We start from the raw sequence: 16,149 nt of genomic DNA on the forward strand, positions 1-16,149 counted from the left end.
GGTGAAAATCCAGTATGTACAAGGTTGAAGTGTGATAAAACATGTTATGTTTAAAACATTGTCCTGAATCAGTGAGCCCCTGAACTCTCCGTCCAACAGAAACTCACTGATTCAGGATTTCGAAAGGGGGTACGTATGCGGGGAACCGAACGACGCAAGCTGGTGCTGGAGCACCTGGAGGCAGATGGCAGCCTGTCGATAACCGAATTGGCCGCCGTTCTCGGGGTGTCGAAAATGACCATACACCGCGACCTGGATTTATTGGAAAAGCGCGGCGCCCTGCGACGGATTCATGGCGGTGCGGTGTTGCCGAAGCCGGAAACTCCCGTCGAGCCGGAGCGCAGCGGGGGATCTCACGGGTTGCGGGAATGCATGATCTGTTTCCGTCCGGCCACCCAGCACCTGGTCTACAGCATGACGCTGCGCGACGGGACCCAGCGTCACGCCTGCTGCCCCCACTGTGGCATCTCGGCCCAGCTCAGCCTCGGCGACCAGGTGATCATGGCTCTGACCGCCGACTACCTGAGCGGCCAGCTGCACAGCGTGCAGCGTTCCTTTTTTCTCTACGGCAGTGCCGCCGCGCCTTGCTGCCGGCCGTCGATTTTGACCTTTGTCGAGGAGGAGAACGCGCGCCGGTTTCAGACCGGGTTCGGCGGTGAGCTGGGACGTTTCGAGGATGCCCTCAATTATCTCCGTGCCGAACTGCAGTTCAACGCCGGAGAACCAGGTTGTCCGGCCTGCGCGGGGTTGGTGGTGGAACGAGCCGGCCGGAATTCAGTGACTTGAACGGTCGGTGAGTTTCAGCAGCCAGCCCTGCTTGGTGGCAATCGCCCCCTTGGGACAGAGTTCCTGGCAGCAGAAGCAGCGGATGCAGAGCCGGTCGTCGATCTCGACCCGCTGGTCGAGCTGCATCGCCTGTGGCGGGCAGTGATCGACACAGTGTCCGCAGCGGATGCAGGCGGTCGCATCGATGACGGGGCGGGCACTGAGAGCCCGTTTGAGCCGGGTCCGCAGGAAGGCGGGCAGGCCGAAGCCGGCATCGGTACTTTTCGCCGGGCGGAAAGCGGGGCAGCGCAAGGTCTCGAGCGCGTCCCCTGCCAGTTGCAGCTCTTCGATTCGGGTATGTCGCCGTCCGCTGTCGCGGGCGACTTTCCAGGTCCAGACCTGGTCCGCGCTCATGCCGACCAGCTCACCGGCGGCAGTGTCGACGGCGACCGGGTCGCGTCCCGCCAGCAGGACGCCGATCGGCACCGGGTCGCCGCTGCCGGGACCCTCTCCTTCCATCCCCACCACCGCGTCGACAATGGTCAGGGCCGGGGAAACCCGTTCCGCCAGTTCCAGCAGCATCAGTGCGAAGAACTCCTTGTCGGCTCCGGCCTGCAGGTGCAGGCGCGGTTTGCGCATCCCCACCACTGCCCCGAACAGGTTCTTCACCGCGCAGGTCAGTCCCATCATCTGGTGGGTCTTGAGCTTGGGCAGGTTGATGATGACATCGGCGTCGAGGATGTCGCGGGCGATCTCCAGCTGGTGGAAGGTGCCGCCGTCGGCGGTGACCGGCTGCGATTCGGTGAAGGGGGCGAAGCGGGCGCCGGTCTCCTCGATCACCTGCAGGATGCCGCACTTGCGCGCCACCTGTTCGGGCCGGCCGAGACCGGGAGAGTCCCCGACGCTGACAATGCCGCCGGCCGTCTGCGCCAGACGGATCACGGCGCGGACGATTTCCGGATGGGTGGTCACCGCCTTGTCGGGAGATTTTCCGGCCAGCAGATTTGGTTTGAGCAGCACCTTCTGTCCGGGGCGGACAAAGGACTCGATGCCGCCGAGGGGGGCGAGCAACTGCTGCAGGGCGGGTTCGATCGCGGCCGGCCGGTAGTCGGCCAGGGGCTGCAGGCTGACGGTGTTCATCGGTCGAGGATCTGCAGCTGGACGTGCCGTCGCCGCGGACCGTCGAATTCGCAGAACCAGATCCCCTGCCAGGTGCCGAGCTGCGGCCGGCCATCCTCGATGATCAGGGTTTCGCCGGCGCCGACCAGGCTGCTTTTCAGGTGCGCGGCGCTGTTGCCTTCGAGGTGCCGGTAGTTGTCTTCAAAGGGAACCAGCTTGTTCAGTTCCATCACCAGGTCGCGGACCACGTCCGGGTCGGCATTTTCGTTGATGGTGATCGCGGCGGTGGTGTGGGGGGTGAAGAGGATGCAGATGCCGGAGCGGATGCCGCTGTCGGCGATGGCCTGCCTGACCTCGGCGGTGATGTCAATCATCTCCACCCGGTCCCGACTGACGACCTCGAAAGTGGTCATGCGGAGGGATCTCCGAGGGCATCCAGAACCGCCCTGACGGCGGTTTTGTGATACAGCAGCCCCATGTGGCCCATGCCCTGCAGTTCGACCTCGCGGCTGCCGGGAAGGCGGCCGGAGGAGGACGGGATGACGATGTTGTCGTGGCGGCTGTAGATGCAGGTCAGGGGGATGTCGGCCGGCAGTTTGCTGGCATTGAGTTCGGCCAGAAAGGTTGATCCGGGCAGCAGGTTGCGGGCCAGCGGACTGACGGCGAAGGGGGCGAGTTTCGAGCCGCCGTTCGGGGCCCCGAGCTGGATGCAGTGCGCCACCCGGGCGGCCCCGCCGCGGCGCTGGATATAGTTGCGGGCGAGGATGCCGCCCATCGAGTGACCGATCAGCACCACCTGCTCGACCCCCGCCTGCAGGCGCAGCTGGTCGACCTTCTTGGCGATCAGCTCGGTGAGGATTTCGACGTCGTGCCAGGCGGACAACCGCAGGCTGTAGATGGTGCGATAGCCGGTCCGCTTCAGACGCCGTTTCAGCCACCACCAGCAGGAGCGGTTGTGAAACAGCCCGTGCAGCAGGATGATCGGCGGCCTGCTGTTGTCAACCGTCGGTTTTTCCGCCGGCCAGATCCAGCCGAGCGGATGCAGCAGCACGCTGACGAAGAGCAGCAGCGTTTCGCCGACCAGCAGCCGCAGGGCCAGCAGCAGGCGGCGCGGCGCGAAACGTTGTTCCATCAGTTCCGGGCTGAGGTTGGCCGACTCGTACCAGTAGATGGCGTAGGAGAGCAGCGTGATCAGCGCCACGATCACGAAAACAATGGCTAACATATTGAAAAATATATGCATATTGAGATCCTTGCAGGGTCACCAATTATGCCACGGGACTCCCCGTCCGTCAAACATGCCGGATATGTTTTCCCTTGTGCTACAATCTGCTGATGGAAGAGCAATTGCAGCGTTTTTATCGCCACCTCGATATCGAGCGGAACCTCTCGGAGCATACCCGCAAGGCCTACCGGCGTGACCTGGAGGAATTTGTCCGTTGCGCACGTGGCTATCTCGGCCTGGAAGAAGGGCAGGCATTCCGGGCCGACCGGGTCGATCGCCTGCTGCTGCGGCGCCACCTGGCCGAACTGCACCGCCGCAACCGCAAGTCGACCATTGCCCGCAAGTTGGCCGCCCTGAGAACCTTTTTCCGTTTCCTGGTGCGTGAGGGGGATCTTGACGCCAATCCCGGCGAGCTGGTCGCGACCCCGCGTCAGGACAAGTACCTGCCCTGTACCCTCTCTGTCGACGAGGTGTTCGGGCTGCTCGACCATGGCGGTGGCGGGGATCTCCTCGCCCTGCGCGACCAGGCGATGTTCGAGCTGCTCTACAGCAGCGGGTTGCGGGTCGGGGAGCTGACCGGGCTCGACGTCGGAGATCTCGACCTGGCCGCCGGCCTGGTGCGGGTACTCGGCAAGGGGAGCAAGGAGCGGATCGTTCCCGTCGGCACCAAGGCGCTGGCCGCCCTGCGGACCTATCTCGATGCGCGTGACGTCAGTGCCCCGGATCACCCCCTCTTTCTCAACTGCCGGGGCGGCCGCCTGAGTTCACGCAGTGTCCAGCGGCAGCTCAAGCGCCGACTGCTGCAAAGCGACGTTTTGCGTGACGCTTCCCCCCATGCCCTGCGTCATTCCTTCGCCACCCACCTGCTAGATTCCGGTGCCGACCTGCGCGCTATTCAGGAGCTGCTCGGTCACGCTTCGCTCTCCACTACCCAGAAATACACCCGGGTCAGTATCGATCACCTGGCCAGCGTCTACGACCAGGCGCATCCCCGCAGCCGTAAAAAATCTTCATCCTGAATGTCCTCAAGCGATGCTCATGCAAGGGCCTGATAATCAAGCGACTAAAAATGACCAATTAAGTCAGATTTTGCTTGACAGTCGTGAGTCGCTGAGTAGAATTGTCAGGAAATTTCGGTTCCACCAACAACCGACAAACAAGGAGACGCATATCATGAGTGTACTGGTTGGAAAGCAGGCCCCCGAGTTCACCGCCGCCGCCGTCATGCCCGACGGCAGCATCAATGCCGAGTTCAAGCTCGCCGATTACAAGGGCAAATATGTTGTCCTGTTTTTCTATCCGCTGGACTTTACGTTCGTCTGTCCGACCGAGTTGATCGCCTTCTCCAAGCGTATCAAGGAATTCGAAGAGCGTGGCGTGCAGGTCATCGGCTGTTCCATCGATTCGCAGTTCACCCATGTCGCCTGGCGCAACACCCCGGTCGACGAGGGGGGTATCGGCCAGGTCACCTATCCGCTGGTTGCGGACGTCAAGCACCAGATCTGCCAGGCCTACGACGTGGAATTCGAAGCCGGTGGCGTCGCTTTCCGCGGTTCCTTCCTGATCGACAAGGAAGGCGTCGTTCGGCACCAGGTGGTCAACGATCTGCCGCTGGGACGCAATGTCGACGAAATGCTGCGCATGATCGATGCCCTGCAGTTCACCGAGCAGTACGGTGAAGTCTGCCCGGCCGGCTGGAACAAGGGAGACGAGGGAATGAAGCCGAACGCCGAGGGCGTCGCCTCCTACCTTGCGTCCAACGCCGAGAAGCTGTAAAGTGAACGAAGCGGCGGGGTGTTTGCCGCTTTGGATTATTTCATCAACACGCAAGGGGGCCCTGGATGGGGCCCCCTGTTCTTTTGCCGCGGGAAAAAGAGTTGAACGATGAGACTGAGTGTCGCCACCAATTTCGATCCGCAGTTGATTGAATCCCTGAAGGATTACCCGGTTGTCGAGCTGTTCGGCAAGCTGCGGGAGGACGTGGTCGGAGGAGGGCGGGCGCCCTACCAGCTGGGCAAGGTTTCCCGACGGCAGCTCGCCGAGCATGTCGCCCAGGCACGGGGCGCCGGAATCGCCTTCAACTACCTGCTCAATGCCGCCTGCCTGGGGAACGTCGAAATCACCCGCAAGGGGCAGAAGAAAATCAACCGGCTGCTGGAGTGGATCAGTCGCATCGGCGTAACCTCGGTGACCGTCGCCACCCCCTTCATGTTGCAGCTGGTCAAGACCCGGTTCCCGCAGCTGCGGGTCCGTATCTCCGTATTCGCCGGCGTCGACCGGGTGCGCAAGGCCCAGATGTGGGAGGAGATGGGGGCGGATTGCATCGTGCTTGACAGCATCCTGGTCAACCGCGAACTGCAGACCCTGCGGGAGATCCGCAAAGCGGTCCGTTGCGACCTGGAACTGATGGCCAACAACAACTGCCTGTCAGGGTGTTCCATGTCGCCGATGCACATGAACGCCCTGGCGCATGCCGGCCAGACCGGGAGTGAGAACAAGGGATTTTTCGTCGACTGGTGCTTTCTCAAATGTACCGCGATGAAACTGGAAAATCCGGTCAATTACATCCGTTCCGAGTGGATTCGTCCCGATGATCTGCCCATCTATGAACAGCTGGGCTACGACTTGTTCAAAATTGCCGAACGCGACCTGCCGACCGAGATTCTGCTGGCCCGGGTCAAGGCCTATGCCGCCCGGCGTTTTGACGGCAATCTGCTCGATCTCATTCAGCCGTACGGGTTTCAGGGCATCAAGGAAGGGGCCCGTTATTATCGTCGCGGGCTCGGCTGGATGCTGCGGTTCCTGATCCGTCCGGGTCTGGTCAATCCGTTACGGCTGATACCTCTGAAACGGCTGGCGGAACTGCGTGGCATGATCCGGCCGCTGGAGGGGGATCCGCCGGTCTACATCGACAACCGTGCCCTGGACGGGTTCCTGGAGCGGTTCCAGGATCAGAGTTGCCGCGATGTCGATTGTGAAGATTGCCGCTGGTGCCACCAGTTTGCCGCCAGGGCGGTCCATATCGATAGCGCCAGTCGGGATCAGGCCCTTGCCGCTTATACTGAACTCTTTGATTCAATGCATGGCGGCGATATGTGGCGCTATCTGCCGCAGAAGAAGAACGGAGTGCCGCATGGGGGGAGTTGTCGTGATCCGGAATGTTCAAGTTGAGCGGTGCGACCGGTAGTCCCGGATGGCCGCGTGCAGGGCGTCGGCGGCCAGGTTGGAACAGCTCAGTTTCTCTTCCGGCAGACCGCCGAGGGCGGCGGCGACATCCGCGTTGCTGATCCGCAGCGCCTGCTGCAGGGTCTTGCCGTTCGCCAGCTCCGTCACCATCGACGAGGTGGCGATAGCGGCCGCGCAGCCGAAGGTCTTGAAGCGGATGGCGGTGATAACGTCCTGTTCAATCCGCAGGGTGATGCGCATGATGTCGCCGCACTCGATATCCCCGACCTCGCCGATGCCGTCGGCATCCTCCAGTTCACCGGCATTGCGCGGATGCTGGAAATGGTCCTTGACGGTTTCGTTGTACATCGATTGTCCTCAAGCCCGGGCTTTTAACGGCAAGGGAACGTCTTCCCGATCTTCTTTCTCACCAGGCGGACCCGCGAGTATGCCATCGCACAGCGGCAGGATCGTGGCCTTCAGTCGTCGCGGCTGCTGCTGATCATGGCTGGCCAGCACCACGGTGACACCCTTTTCGGAGAGGTCGGTGACCAGTTGCTCGAACATGGGCAGTGCCTCGGTGTCCAGGCCGGCGCCGGCCTCGTCCAGCAGCAGCAGCCGCGGACGCAGCACCAGCGCCCGCGCCAGGGCTACCCGCTGGATTTCGCCGCCGGAGAGGTTGTCGCTGTGTCGGGATTCGAAATCCTCCAGGCCGACGGCCGCCAGCGCCCGTTCGATGCGGCGGCGCTGCAGGTCACCCTTGACATCCCGCAGGCGCAGGCCGAAGGCCAGGTTCTGGTAGACGGTACCGTTGAAAAGAAACGGACTCTGTTCAACCAGCGTGATCTGGTGGCGCAACTTCCGGCGCTGCCTCGGGCCGGTCACCGGTTCTCCGGCAAACCACAGTTCCCCCTGTTGCGGGACCAGCAGCTGCGCCAGCAGCTGCAGCAGAGTGCTCTTGCCCGCTCCGTTGGGACCGGTCAACAGGTAGCGTTTGCCGGCCTGCAGGTCGAGAGTGTCCACCCGCAGGGTGAAGTTGTCACGCTGGAAAACGACGTTGCGTAACTGCAGCAGGTACTCCATCCGGTTCACCTCTGTTGCATCAGGTTGAGAAACAGGTTGATGACCAGCGCCACGCTCAGCAGCACCATGCCCAGGGCCAGTCCGAAGGCGAATTCGCCCTTGCTGGTCTCCAGGGCGATGGCGGTGGTCATGGTGCGGGTGTAGCCGCGGATGTTGCCGCCGAGCATCATTGCCACCCCGACCTCGGCGATGACCCGGCCGAACCCGGCGACGATGGCCGCCATGACGCCGAAACGAACTTCCCGCAGCAGCTGCCAGGTGCCGCGCAGCCGGCCGGCACCGAGGGTCAGGGCGGTCGGCAGGATGCGCGGGTCGGCGCCGGTCACCGCCGACAGGGTGTAATTGGCGATGATCGGGGTCGCCAGCACCGTCTGCCCGGCGATCATCGCCCAGGGGGTGAAAAGCAGCCCGAGAACGCCCAGAGGCCCCTGACGGCTGAACAGCCCGAACAGCAGCAGTCCGACGACCACCGTCGGCAGTGCCATCAGGGTGTTCAGCAGGGTCAGGACGATCCGTCGTCCGGGAAAGGTGCCGACGCCGACCGCCGCTCCGAGCGGTACCCCCCCGACGGTTGAGAACACCGTCGCTGTCAGGGAGGTGGCCAGGGAGACTCCGACGGCGCCCAGCACCTCCCCGTTGAGGTGGATGATCATGCCGAGCGCGGTGCCCAGCGATTCAAGCAGGTAACCCAAGTTCGGCTCCTGTCAATCAGCGACGTAAAAGAGCTGTTCACCGCCGCGGCGATAGCCGGTGATCAGTTTTCTGCCGGTGTCCGAAGTGAGGAAATCCATGAATTTCCGCGCCAGCTTAACCTTGACATGGGGGTGTCGGGCCGGGTTGACCATGATGACTCCGTAGGGATTGAATAGTCTTTTGTCCCCTTCGACCATGACTCCGAGGTCAATCTTATCCCGGTAGGCGAGGTAGGTGCCGCGGTCGCTCAGGGTGTAGCCGCGACGTTCGTCGGCCATGGTCAGAACCTCGCCCATGCCGCGGCCGGCCTCAAGGTACCAGTCACCCTCCGCCTTGATGCCGGCGGCTTTCCAGAGCTGGAGTTCGCGGGTGTTGGTGCCGGAATCATCCCCGCGGGAGACAAAGGTCGCCTGTGCCAGCGCGATTTTGGTCATCGCCGCCACCGCGTCCTTGAGCCCCTGGATACCGGCCGGGTCGCTTTTGGGGCCGAGAATGACGAAATCGTTGTACATCACATCCCGCCGGTCGACGCCGTAGCCGGCGGCCACGAACTTGTCCTCCTTGCTGCGGGCATGGACCAGCACCACGTCGACATCGCCGGTTTCTCCAAGTTTCAGAGCCTTACCGGTGCCGACGGCGATGACGTCGATATGGCAGTCATTGGCTTTTTCAAAGGGGGGCAACAGTTCGGCCAGCAGCCCGGAGTTTTCGGTTGAGGTGGTGGTCGCCAGGCGCAGATGTTCGATGGCGAAGGCGGGCATTGCGAGCAGGACCAGCAGGGCTGTTATCACGAAATGACGTAACATGTTCTGTCCTCCTAATGATCACCCGGATCCGGCACGGGCCGGACCCGGATTGGCTGTTAATAGTAAAACTGTGCCTGTAACCTGAAAACCACATCATCGCTGTCGTTTTGCAGATCGTCCTGCACGAAGGTGAGATCGGTCTGCAGCTTGGCCAGATGCTTATTGAAATAGTAGTTGACGCCGACCTGGGTTTCGGACTTGTCAAACTCTGCCGAGACCCGTCGGGTTGCCGTTTTGCTGTCGGAGTCGATGGCCGCATAACGTACGCCGACCTCCAGGGTCTGCGGGAGAACCTGGTAGCCCGCCTGCAGGTAATAGCCGTCCGCATCCCAGTCCTCGCCAAGTTCCGGGTCGGCATTCATGGCGTAATATTCGCCTGCTATGGTCAGGGCCGACCATTTGTAGTTGACGTTGGCTGTCATGACCTGCACCTTGAGGTCCTTTCCGTAGGCGGTGGTGAACTCTGCCTTGGTCATGGCATCGAGGTTGAGCGCCTTGTCGAGGACATCGTTGTCTTTGTCGAAATTGCTGCCGACGTCATCACCCGTGACCGTGTTATAGGAAAATGAGGCGCCGAGGTTCAGCAGGACTTGTTGGGGCGGAAAGCCTGCTTCATTCATCCTGAAGGAGCCAAACGGGTTGATGTCGATGCGTCCGTTGTACATCAGGTGATTGTCGGGATTGCTGATGTTCGGACCATTGCCGTTAAATACCCCGACGCGGTATTGCAGCAGTTCGTGTTTAAAGCTGCCGGCAACCTGAATCCCCTGATCCCGTCCGAAATTGAAGGTGTCATTGGCCAGCGAGCGGTCGGGGAAAAGCTGCCGCGAAGCCGAAGTCAATTCCTGACGGGCCTGCGGGGGTTTGAACTGGCCACCCTGCAGCACCAGCGGAGCCCCGAATGTGTAATTGAGATAGGCATCTTCGGTTTTGAAGCCGCCGGCCATCTCTCCCTGAAATTTGTAACCGAATTTCCTGTTGACCAGGTGCCCTTTCAACTGGATTTTGAAACGGCGGATATCAAAGTCACTCTTGTTGTTTCTGGCTGAGTCATCATAGTCGCTATAGCGGTAAATCAACTGGGCATAGCCGCCGATCTGCGCCTTGTAGTTGCCGTCGGCCGTTTCGATCGTCATCCCCTTGCCCGGCTGGTAGTAGGCAAGAGCGGGATTCCTGGTTGCCTCGGCATAGTCTTCGGCGGTAATCACGCCTTTGTCTTTGAGAATGTCCTCCAGGGTACGGGCCTTGGCTGCCGGAGTCAGACAGGCCATCAATAAGATTGCTGCGACACACGAAATTACACTGCGAATCATTGAACCATTCCTTCCTGTTAAATCTCAATTCAACGTCCATGACATGAGCAGCGATGCCCTCGGATCGGACAGCTTCTGCTCGCCTCAAACATCTGAACCTCCTTTCCTGGTGTTGATTTTGCCGGGAAAGAAGCGCAGACACCTCAGGCGCAAGTGCAGTCAGACAACCCGGCGCCCGGCAAGAGTGCCGGTCCAGCTTATCCGACCACCAGAACAGAAAAGGGTGGCTGATTCTCCTTTCCAAGCGTGGGAGGCCCGGTCGTTTCCAACCGAACCCATAGGCCGCGCACCGTAGGAATAATCCGCCAGGTGAAACGGCTCGGAGAAATAAGAATATTTATCCTGAATCAGTGAGATTATCACCGGCGAATAGCGCAAATCATTGATCTGCCTGCGCTTCCCAAAAATCACCGGCGAACCTATGGGTGCGCCTCAGATTTTTGAAAATCGCATTCAGGCCAAGCACTTGCACTCTTCATCCGGCATAAACCCACTGATTCAGGTTTATTTCAGATGGTTGTTTGTGGTCAGGCTCCTTTTGTCGGCAACAAAAACGGGGTCCCTTTCACGATGGAAAGGAACCCCGTTGGATGCACCACGAGTGTTGCATCGGTTTGAGTTCTCCTTTCCAAGCGTGGGAGGCACGGCTGTTTCCGACCGTACCCATTGGCCGTTCACCCTGGGGTCAAACCCGGTAGGTGATGCGGCTCGGAGAGCAGTAGATTGTTATCCGTTGATATCAGAACGTAATTTCGTCAATCTCCATGTCGAGCAGGTTGAAGATGAGTTGTCGGTTGCGCAATGGCCGTCCCTGTTCGAGCAGCAGCTTGCAGACTTCACCGACCTGGAAACTTGCCGCCAGCGCCGGGGTGAAGGAGGGATTGCCGAGTTGTGCCTCGACCCCCTTGCCGCCCTGCCAGTGGCGATAAATCTTTTTCAGTGTGCCTTCTCCGGGAAGAATGGTTGCCACGTGCCCGTACCAGCCGGCGATGGCGCCGTGAACCAGGGGCAACTGCAGGGATTCACACAGCTCTTCCAACTCCAGCCGGGCCGGAACATTATCTACCGCATCGATCACGCAGTCAACACCGGAAAGCAGTTCGGCACCGTTGTCCCTGCCCAGCAGCGCCCGGATCGGGGTCAGGGTCACGGCCGGGTTGACTTCGCCGATGCGTTCCGCCGCGACCTCGACCTTGACCCGGCCGAGGTTTTTCGGTGACGAGAGCAGCTGGCGGTTGAGATTGTTCTCCTCGAAGATGTCATCATCGATGGAGATGATCCGGCCGACGCCGAGGCGCGCCAGTTGTTCAAGGATGTAGCCGCCAAGGCCGCCGGCGCCGATCACGGCAACCGTGCTGCGGAACAGCCGCAACTGCTGCTCTGTTGAAATCATCTGCTGGTTGCGCTGGTAGCGGGCCGGCAGCAGCCCGGCCTGAAGAATGGTTTCCTCGACTTCGGCGACGGGCCGGTTGAATCGTTCACCCGCCTGCTGCTGGTCATGCCAGGAAACCAGCCCGTCCGTGGCCCGTTCATGGAGAAATATCCGCAACGCGTCCATGGTCAACCCCCTCCGACCAGGGGAAAGATGGCCAGCGTGTCCCCGTCTTCAAGGCGGCGTTCCAGGTCCACGTGGCGGCTGTTGATCATCAGGATACCGAGTTTTTCAGTCGGCAGGTCGAGCTGTTTGACAACCTGCCCGACCTTTGTCCCCGTGGGGTAGTCGCGGGTTTCGATATCGAAGCGCCCGGCGCGGAAGGTGGCAAAGAGCTTGACGGTAATTTTCATGGATTCCGGTCTCCGAAAAGGACTCTGAGTTCCAGGTGTTCATTCTCCCACAATCGTTTGTCGGCAGTCGGCAGCCGGCCGCCTGTGTGGAAGCTTTCCGGCTGTTCGGCGAAAAGGGATCTGAGCCGTTGCGGTTCGAGCAGAATACCGTGCAGAAGAATCCGCGGCGCCAGTTCCGGCAACAGCAGGTTGAACAGTTTCAGACGGATACGTCCCCGTCCGGTTGCCGGCGCCTGCTCGGGATTCCGGTAGGTCATGCCGTCGCGCATGGCCGCGAGATGCCCGCCGCTGCGCATGGTGGCGCCGACCAGGCCGGGCATGGCGCCGGAAAGAGCCAGGGTGGCGCCGTCTTCGATCAACGCCGCGGCGGCATCGTCGACCGCCTTGTGGTTGAGAAATATCGTCGTAATCCGGTTAGCCTGGTAGTCACGGCTGATGTTGAACTGTTCCATCAGCATCTGCCTGACGGTATGGCCGACTTCGACTTCGACCTCGACCCCCTCCTGAAACAGTGGGAAGAAATTTGCCAGATGATCTTTCGGGAGTTGTAGCTCAAGAGATGGGGTGTCAGGCATTTTCGTCCTTGCTTGCAGCCCGGAGGCGACCGGATGCGGTCACCTCCGGGCATTCATTTACCAGTTGTAGACTCCGTCCAGTTCCTCGTCGCTCATCGAGAAGGTCTGGTTGTGCGGCGCGATCGGATCGGTGTAGAAGTAGCGCGGCAGGCGGTCGTCGGCGCTGGTGAAACCGGCGCGTTTGTTGAAGTCGCGTTCCGCGGTCAGGACCTTCTTGCCCAGTTCGACCACGTCGTCGGCGGTCAGTTCGGTGCCGTAGAAGGCGTTGAGCATGTCGATGTAGGCCTGGAAGGTTTCCGGCTGATCGAGAATCGCGAAGGCGATGAACAGGCACATGCCGGTCGAGTCGATGGCCGCGGTGGCGATCTGCAGGTTGCGCGACAGTTCGATCTGCCCTTCGGTTTTCAGTGGATCGACATCACCGCCAACCTTGAGGATATTGGTGGCGATGGCGTAGCCGGCGGTGTGGTCGGCGCCCATGGTGGTGGTGGCGTAGGTGACGCCGATGCCCTGGATCGGGCGCGGGTCATAGGCCGGGATCGCCTGGTTCTTGACCACCGGCACCTTCTCGACGCCGAATACCTTGCCGGTGATACCGGCGCCGCTGCCGAGAGTGCGGCCCAGCGGCGTCCCCTTGCCGACCTCTTCGAGCAGCCTGATGGCTCCTTCGCTGTCGCCGAATTCGGCCAGACCGGCCTGCATGGCGATGCCGATGGTGACCCCCATTTCGATGGTGTCGAGGCCGAAGTTGTCATCCATGTAGTCGAGTTTCGCCACGGTGTCGAGGTCGTCGATGCCGCAGTGGCCGCCATGGGCCCAGACGGTCTCATACTCCGGCTGCTTGGTGAGGTAGTTACCGTCCTTGTCGTTGAAAATGCCGGAACACTGGATCACGCAGCCGCGATGGCAGCCGTGGGTGGCCTTGCCGCCGCGTCTGGTTTCCATCTCCGCCAGGGACTCACCGCTGAGTTTGGCGCCGCCCTCGAAAACGCCCGAGGTGAAGTTGCGGGTCGGATAACCGCCGGCCTCATTGAGGACGTTGGTCAGCACGTTGGTGCCGTAGGCGGGAAGACCCTCGCCGGTGACCGGATGCTTGCGCAGCCCCTCGACGAAGATCCGGTTGGCATCGCGGAAGGCGTCCGGGTTTTTCGGCGCCCGTTGTTTGCGGCCGGCATCGTCGAGGATGATCGCCTTGACCCGTTTCGACCCCATGACCGCGCCGACGCCGCCGCGTCCGCAGTGGCGGGTGGGGCGCAGTTCCGGGTCAGTACAGGCGATCGAGGAGGCAAGCATCAGCCGTTCACCTGCCGAGCCGATCGACATGTAGGCGACCTTGTCGCCGTACTGGGCGCGCAGCTTTTCGATCAGTGGATAGTTGTTCAGCATTTTGAGGCTGTTGTCAATTTCGACTTTGACATCGTCCGGTGTGACGATGATCTTGTAGAGATCGTCCCCTTTCGGCTTGCCTTCGAGGATGATGGCGGCATAGCCGATGCGCGCCAGCACCTGGGCGGCCTGGCCGCCGGCGTTCGACTCCTTGATAGTGCCGGTCAGCGGGCTCTTGCAGCCGACCGAGAGTCGGCCGCTCATGGCGCCGCTGGTGCCGCTGAGCATGCCGGGAGCGATGACCAGCTTGTTTTCGTCGCCAAGGGGATGGCAGAGGGGATTGACTTCCTTGCTGATGATCAGCGAGGTCACCGCTCTGCCCCCCAGCCCGGCATACTCGCCGACCGGCTCAAAGCTGACCTTCGGACCTCCTTCGGCCCCCATGTCGATTCTGACGATCTTGTCCATGTGTTGCATTCCTCCACGCTCGAGGTTGACCACAGGGCCCCTTTCCCCCAGGGAGGCCCGGCCGTTTCCAGCCGAACCCGGCGGCCTGGCGCCGTGGGAACATTCCGGTAGGCGGGCAGGCTCGGCGACACACTGTGATTTTCGGATTACAATAAAACTCAATAATACCTTCTTTTGCGGCGAATGGTAGTGGCTTTTAAGGTTGGGGAAACATTTTTTCCGGGGCTCTTTACCGCCTGCTTTTCCTCCGGCATACTGGATTCTGGAATTCTCTCCCGCCTGATTGGTGCTCAGCCGGGCGGCGCCCCACAGAAAAGAGTCGCATCACAATGTTCCCATCGGACCAGACAGACCCCTTGATCCCTCATCCGGGACGATTGTCCCATCCCTCCAAGCTGTTCGTCGAGACCACCGCGCGCTGCAATCTCAACTGCGCCATGTGCGTCAAGCAGACGCCGGGGGCGGCAGCCGCCGAGGGTGACCTTGCCGACCGGACCTTTGCCGCGCTGCTGCCGGCGATGGGAGCGCTGGAGGGCCTGGTGCTGAACGGCATCGGCGAACCGCTGTTGCATCCGCGGCTCGAAGACTTCATCGGCCGGGCGCGGCGGGCGATGCCGGAGACCGGCTGGATCGGTTTTCAGAGCAACGGCCTGCTGCTTGATGCGGCGCGGGCGCGTTCCCTGGCTGCCGCCGGGCTTGACCGGGTCTGCCTGTCGGTCGATGCCAACTCGCCGGAGACCTTTCGCGCGCTGCGCGAGGGGGGCGAACTGCAGGCTGTTGAAGGGGCTTTTGCCGCCCTGCGCGAGGCGAAGACGCTGCGACCGGGGCTCAAGGCCGGAGTCGAATTCGTGCTGATGAAACAGAACCTGCACCAACTCTGCGACACCCTGCGCTGGGCTGCTGCTCAAGGGGCCGAGTTCGCCCTGGTCAGCCACCTGCTGCCCTACGCCGAAGAGAGCCTGGAGCATAAGGCCTATCCCGACTGCACCGAGGCCGCCATCGAACTGTTCGATCGTTGGAAACAGCAGGGCGAACAGGTCGGGATCGACATCGGCCGCTACTTCCAGGTCGCCTTCAAGTTCGCCTACGGTCGCAGCCCTGAGGAGGAACGGCTCATCGAACTGGTGGCCGGGATGAAGCGAGAGGCCGAACAACGGGGCATCTTCTTCGATCTGAAGAAATTGCTGGGGATTGATCGGCCTTTTCTGGATCAGGTTGGCGCCACCTTTCAGAAGGCTGAACGACTTGCCGCCGAACTCGGTCTCGACCTGCGGCTGCCGGGGGTGATCCCGAAAGCCCGGCGACGTTGTGAATTTGTCGAGGACGGCAGCGCGTTCATCAGTTGGGACGGCAGGGTGTATCCCTGCTACTTCCTCTGGCACGGTTACCGTTGTCACGCCAGCGGCTGGGAACAGCAGGTTCAGGCCCGCAGTTTCGGCCGGGTCGGTGACCGGAGCCTGCTCGCTATCTGGAACAGCCCTGAGTTCAGCGCCTTCCGTCGCAGTGTTCTCAGCTACGACTATCCCTTCTGTTTTGCCTGCACCCTGGCGCCTTGCGATTACATCCAGACCGACGATTTCGAGCAGGACTGTCACGTCAACGGCGAGCCGTGCGGGTCGTGTCTCTGGTGCATGGGACTTTTTCAATGCCTGCGGTAGGGCGGATGAAAAAGCTTTATGCCGCCAAGACGCCAAGAGCGCCAAGAAAACCTTTTTCAACGGAAAGGCGCTGAGAGGGAGAGCCGCAGAGACAGCCGGGTCGGGATTGTGGGGTTGAAAGCCAGGGCTGGTTCATCTTTCTCTCCATCTCTGCCCCTCTGCGCCTCA

Annotated in this window: 17 protein-coding genes and 3 riboswitches; of the genes, 5 read left to right on the forward strand and 12 right to left on the reverse strand. The window is 61.3% G+C overall.

What is annotated here, in order from left to right:
* Window positions 1–135 precede the first annotated feature (135 nt).
* The gene (locus C2E25_RS02965; RefSeq protein WP_103114299.1) at window positions 136–786 is read left to right on the forward strand and encodes a DeoR family transcriptional regulator; all 651 of its coding nucleotides are present in this window, start codon (window positions 136–138) and stop codon (window positions 784–786) included.
* Here the strand turns inward: C2E25_RS02965 and C2E25_RS02970 are convergent.
* The 3 genes from C2E25_RS02970 to C2E25_RS02980 are packed head-to-tail and all read right to left on the reverse strand — an operon-like array spanning window position 775 to window position 3,127.
* Window positions 775–1,905, reverse strand: a complete 1,131-nt coding sequence (locus C2E25_RS02970) for a DUF362 domain-containing protein (protein ID WP_103114300.1) — start codon at window positions 1,903–1,905, stop codon at window positions 775–777. The genes C2E25_RS02965 and C2E25_RS02970 overlap by 12 nt on opposite strands.
* Window positions 1,902–2,297, reverse strand: a complete 396-nt coding sequence (locus C2E25_RS02975) for a secondary thiamine-phosphate synthase enzyme YjbQ (RefSeq protein WP_103114301.1) — start codon at window positions 2,295–2,297, stop codon at window positions 1,902–1,904. Before C2E25_RS02975 ends, C2E25_RS02970 begins: the two co-directional genes overlap by 4 nt.
* The gene (locus tag C2E25_RS02980) at window positions 2,294–3,127 is read right to left on the reverse strand and encodes a lipase family alpha/beta hydrolase (RefSeq protein WP_103114302.1); all 834 of its coding nucleotides are present in this window, start codon (window positions 3,125–3,127) and stop codon (window positions 2,294–2,296) included. The genes C2E25_RS02975 and C2E25_RS02980 overlap by 4 nt, the downstream gene beginning before the upstream one ends.
* Window positions 3,128–3,201: 74 nt before the next feature.
* Between C2E25_RS02980 and xerC the strand changes: the two genes are divergently transcribed.
* From xerC to C2E25_RS02995, 3 genes are all read left to right on the forward strand, one after another.
* A complete protein-coding gene (gene xerC, locus C2E25_RS02985; protein ID WP_332882128.1) occupies window positions 3,202–4,128 on the forward strand; it encodes a tyrosine recombinase XerC in 927 nt (308 codons plus the stop codon).
* A 154-nt stretch (window positions 4,129–4,282) separates the two neighbouring features.
* The gene (locus C2E25_RS02990) at window positions 4,283–4,885 is read left to right on the forward strand and encodes a peroxiredoxin (RefSeq protein WP_103114303.1); all 603 of its coding nucleotides are present in this window, start codon (window positions 4,283–4,285) and stop codon (window positions 4,883–4,885) included.
* A 108-nt stretch (window positions 4,886–4,993) separates the two neighbouring features.
* Window positions 4,994–6,280: a U32 family peptidase gene (locus tag C2E25_RS02995; RefSeq protein WP_103114304.1), complete on the forward strand. Its 1,287-nt coding sequence runs from the start codon at window positions 4,994–4,996 to the stop codon at window positions 6,278–6,280.
* Here the strand turns inward: C2E25_RS02995 and C2E25_RS03000 are convergent.
* From C2E25_RS03000 to C2E25_RS03040, 9 genes are all read right to left on the reverse strand, one after another.
* Entirely contained in the window at window positions 6,272–6,643 is a 372-nt protein-coding gene (locus C2E25_RS03000; RefSeq protein WP_103114305.1) for an iron-sulfur cluster assembly scaffold protein, read from the reverse strand. The genes C2E25_RS02995 and C2E25_RS03000 overlap by 9 nt on opposite strands.
* Window positions 6,644–6,652: 9 nt before the next feature.
* On the reverse strand, window positions 6,653–7,357 hold the full coding sequence (locus C2E25_RS03005) for an ATP-binding cassette domain-containing protein (protein ID WP_103114306.1): 705 nt from the start codon (window positions 7,355–7,357) through the stop codon (window positions 6,653–6,655).
* 5 nt (window positions 7,358–7,362) lie between these two features.
* Window positions 7,363–8,049: an ABC transporter permease gene (locus C2E25_RS03010; protein ID WP_103114307.1), complete on the reverse strand. Its 687-nt coding sequence runs from the start codon at window positions 8,047–8,049 to the stop codon at window positions 7,363–7,365.
* A gap of 12 nt (window positions 8,050–8,061) precedes the next feature.
* On the reverse strand, window positions 8,062–8,856 hold the full coding sequence (locus tag C2E25_RS03015; protein ID WP_103114308.1) for a substrate-binding domain-containing protein: 795 nt from the start codon (window positions 8,854–8,856) through the stop codon (window positions 8,062–8,064).
* A gap of 56 nt (window positions 8,857–8,912) precedes the next feature.
* Complete coding sequence (locus C2E25_RS03020; RefSeq protein ID WP_158247106.1) at window positions 8,913–10,127, reverse strand: porin; 1,215 nt, start codon at window positions 10,125–10,127, stop codon at window positions 8,913–8,915.
* 259 nt (window positions 10,128–10,386) lie between these two features.
* A riboswitch (molybdenum cofactor riboswitch) is annotated at window positions 10,387–10,506 on the reverse strand.
* A 268-nt stretch (window positions 10,507–10,774) separates the two neighbouring features.
* Window positions 10,775–10,895, reverse strand: a riboswitch (molybdenum cofactor riboswitch).
* Window positions 10,896–10,908: 13 nt separating this feature from the next.
* A complete protein-coding gene (locus C2E25_RS03025; protein WP_103114310.1) occupies window positions 10,909–11,727 on the reverse strand; it encodes a HesA/MoeB/ThiF family protein in 819 nt (272 codons plus the stop codon).
* Between the two features lie 2 nt (window positions 11,728–11,729).
* Window positions 11,730–11,954, reverse strand: coding sequence for a MoaD/ThiS family protein (locus C2E25_RS03030; RefSeq protein WP_103114311.1), 225 nt, complete (start codon window positions 11,952–11,954; stop codon window positions 11,730–11,732).
* A complete protein-coding gene (locus C2E25_RS03035; protein WP_103114312.1) occupies window positions 11,951–12,529 on the reverse strand; it encodes a hypothetical protein in 579 nt (192 codons plus the stop codon). Before C2E25_RS03035 ends, C2E25_RS03030 begins: the two co-directional genes overlap by 4 nt.
* Window positions 12,530–12,586: 57 nt before the next feature.
* The gene (locus tag C2E25_RS03040) at window positions 12,587–14,323 is read right to left on the reverse strand and encodes an aldehyde ferredoxin oxidoreductase C-terminal domain-containing protein (protein ID WP_103114313.1); all 1,737 of its coding nucleotides are present in this window, start codon (window positions 14,321–14,323) and stop codon (window positions 12,587–12,589) included.
* Between the two features lie 21 nt (window positions 14,324–14,344).
* Window positions 14,345–14,462: riboswitch (molybdenum cofactor riboswitch) on the reverse strand.
* Window positions 14,463–14,652: 190 nt separating this feature from the next.
* On the opposite strand from C2E25_RS03040, the gene C2E25_RS03045 reads away from it, so the two are divergent.
* Window positions 14,653–15,981: a radical SAM/SPASM family putative metalloenzyme maturase gene (locus tag C2E25_RS03045; RefSeq protein WP_103114314.1), complete on the forward strand. Its 1,329-nt coding sequence runs from the start codon at window positions 14,653–14,655 to the stop codon at window positions 15,979–15,981.
* The last annotated feature ends 168 nt before the right edge of the window (window positions 15,982–16,149 follow it).

The organism is Geothermobacter hydrogeniphilus (assembly GCF_002898515.1).
Taxonomy (GTDB): Bacteria; Desulfobacterota; Desulfuromonadia; order Desulfuromonadales; family Geothermobacteraceae; genus Geothermobacter_A.

Bases quoted from the DNA above. Each gene is read 5' to 3' on its own strand.
- C2E25_RS03005 (WP_103114306.1), bottom strand. From the start codon at position 7,357: ATGGAGTACCTGCTGCAGTTACGCAACGTCGTTTTCCAGCGTGACAAC.
- C2E25_RS03035 (WP_103114312.1), bottom strand. From the start codon at position 12,529: ATGCCTGACACCCCATCTCTTGAGCTACAACTCCCGAAAGATCATCTG.
- C2E25_RS03040 (WP_103114313.1), bottom strand. From the start codon at position 14,323: ATGGACAAGATCGTCAGAATCGACATGGGGGCCGAAGGAGGTCCGAAG.
- C2E25_RS03030 (WP_103114311.1), bottom strand. From the start codon at position 11,954: ATGAAAATTACCGTCAAGCTCTTTGCCACCTTCCGCGCCGGGCGCTTC.
- C2E25_RS03015 (WP_103114308.1), bottom strand. From the start codon at position 8,856: ATGTTACGTCATTTCGTGATAACAGCCCTGCTGGTCCTGCTCGCAATG.
- C2E25_RS03000 (WP_103114305.1), bottom strand. From the start codon at position 6,643: ATGTACAACGAAACCGTCAAGGACCATTTCCAGCATCCGCGCAATGCC.
- C2E25_RS02975 (WP_103114301.1), bottom strand. From the start codon at position 2,297: ATGACCACTTTCGAGGTCGTCAGTCGGGACCGGGTGGAGATGATTGAC.
- C2E25_RS02980 (WP_103114302.1), bottom strand. From the start codon at position 3,127: ATGCATATATTTTTCAATATGTTAGCCATTGTTTTCGTGATCGTGGCG.
- C2E25_RS02970 (WP_103114300.1), bottom strand. From the start codon at position 1,905: ATGAACACCGTCAGCCTGCAGCCCCTGGCCGACTACCGGCCGGCCGCG.
- C2E25_RS03025 (WP_103114310.1), bottom strand. From the start codon at position 11,727: ATGGACGCGTTGCGGATATTTCTCCATGAACGGGCCACGGACGGGCTG.
- C2E25_RS02990 (WP_103114303.1), top strand. From the start codon at position 4,283: ATGAGTGTACTGGTTGGAAAGCAGGCCCCCGAGTTCACCGCCGCCGCC.
- C2E25_RS03045 (WP_103114314.1), top strand. From the start codon at position 14,653: ATGTTCCCATCGGACCAGACAGACCCCTTGATCCCTCATCCGGGACGA.
- C2E25_RS02995 (WP_103114304.1), top strand. From the start codon at position 4,994: ATGAGACTGAGTGTCGCCACCAATTTCGATCCGCAGTTGATTGAATCC.
- C2E25_RS03020 (WP_158247106.1), bottom strand. From the start codon at position 10,127: ATGGCCTGTCTGACTCCGGCAGCCAAGGCCCGTACCCTGGAGGACATT.
- C2E25_RS02965 (WP_103114299.1), top strand. From the start codon at position 136: ATGCGGGGAACCGAACGACGCAAGCTGGTGCTGGAGCACCTGGAGGCA.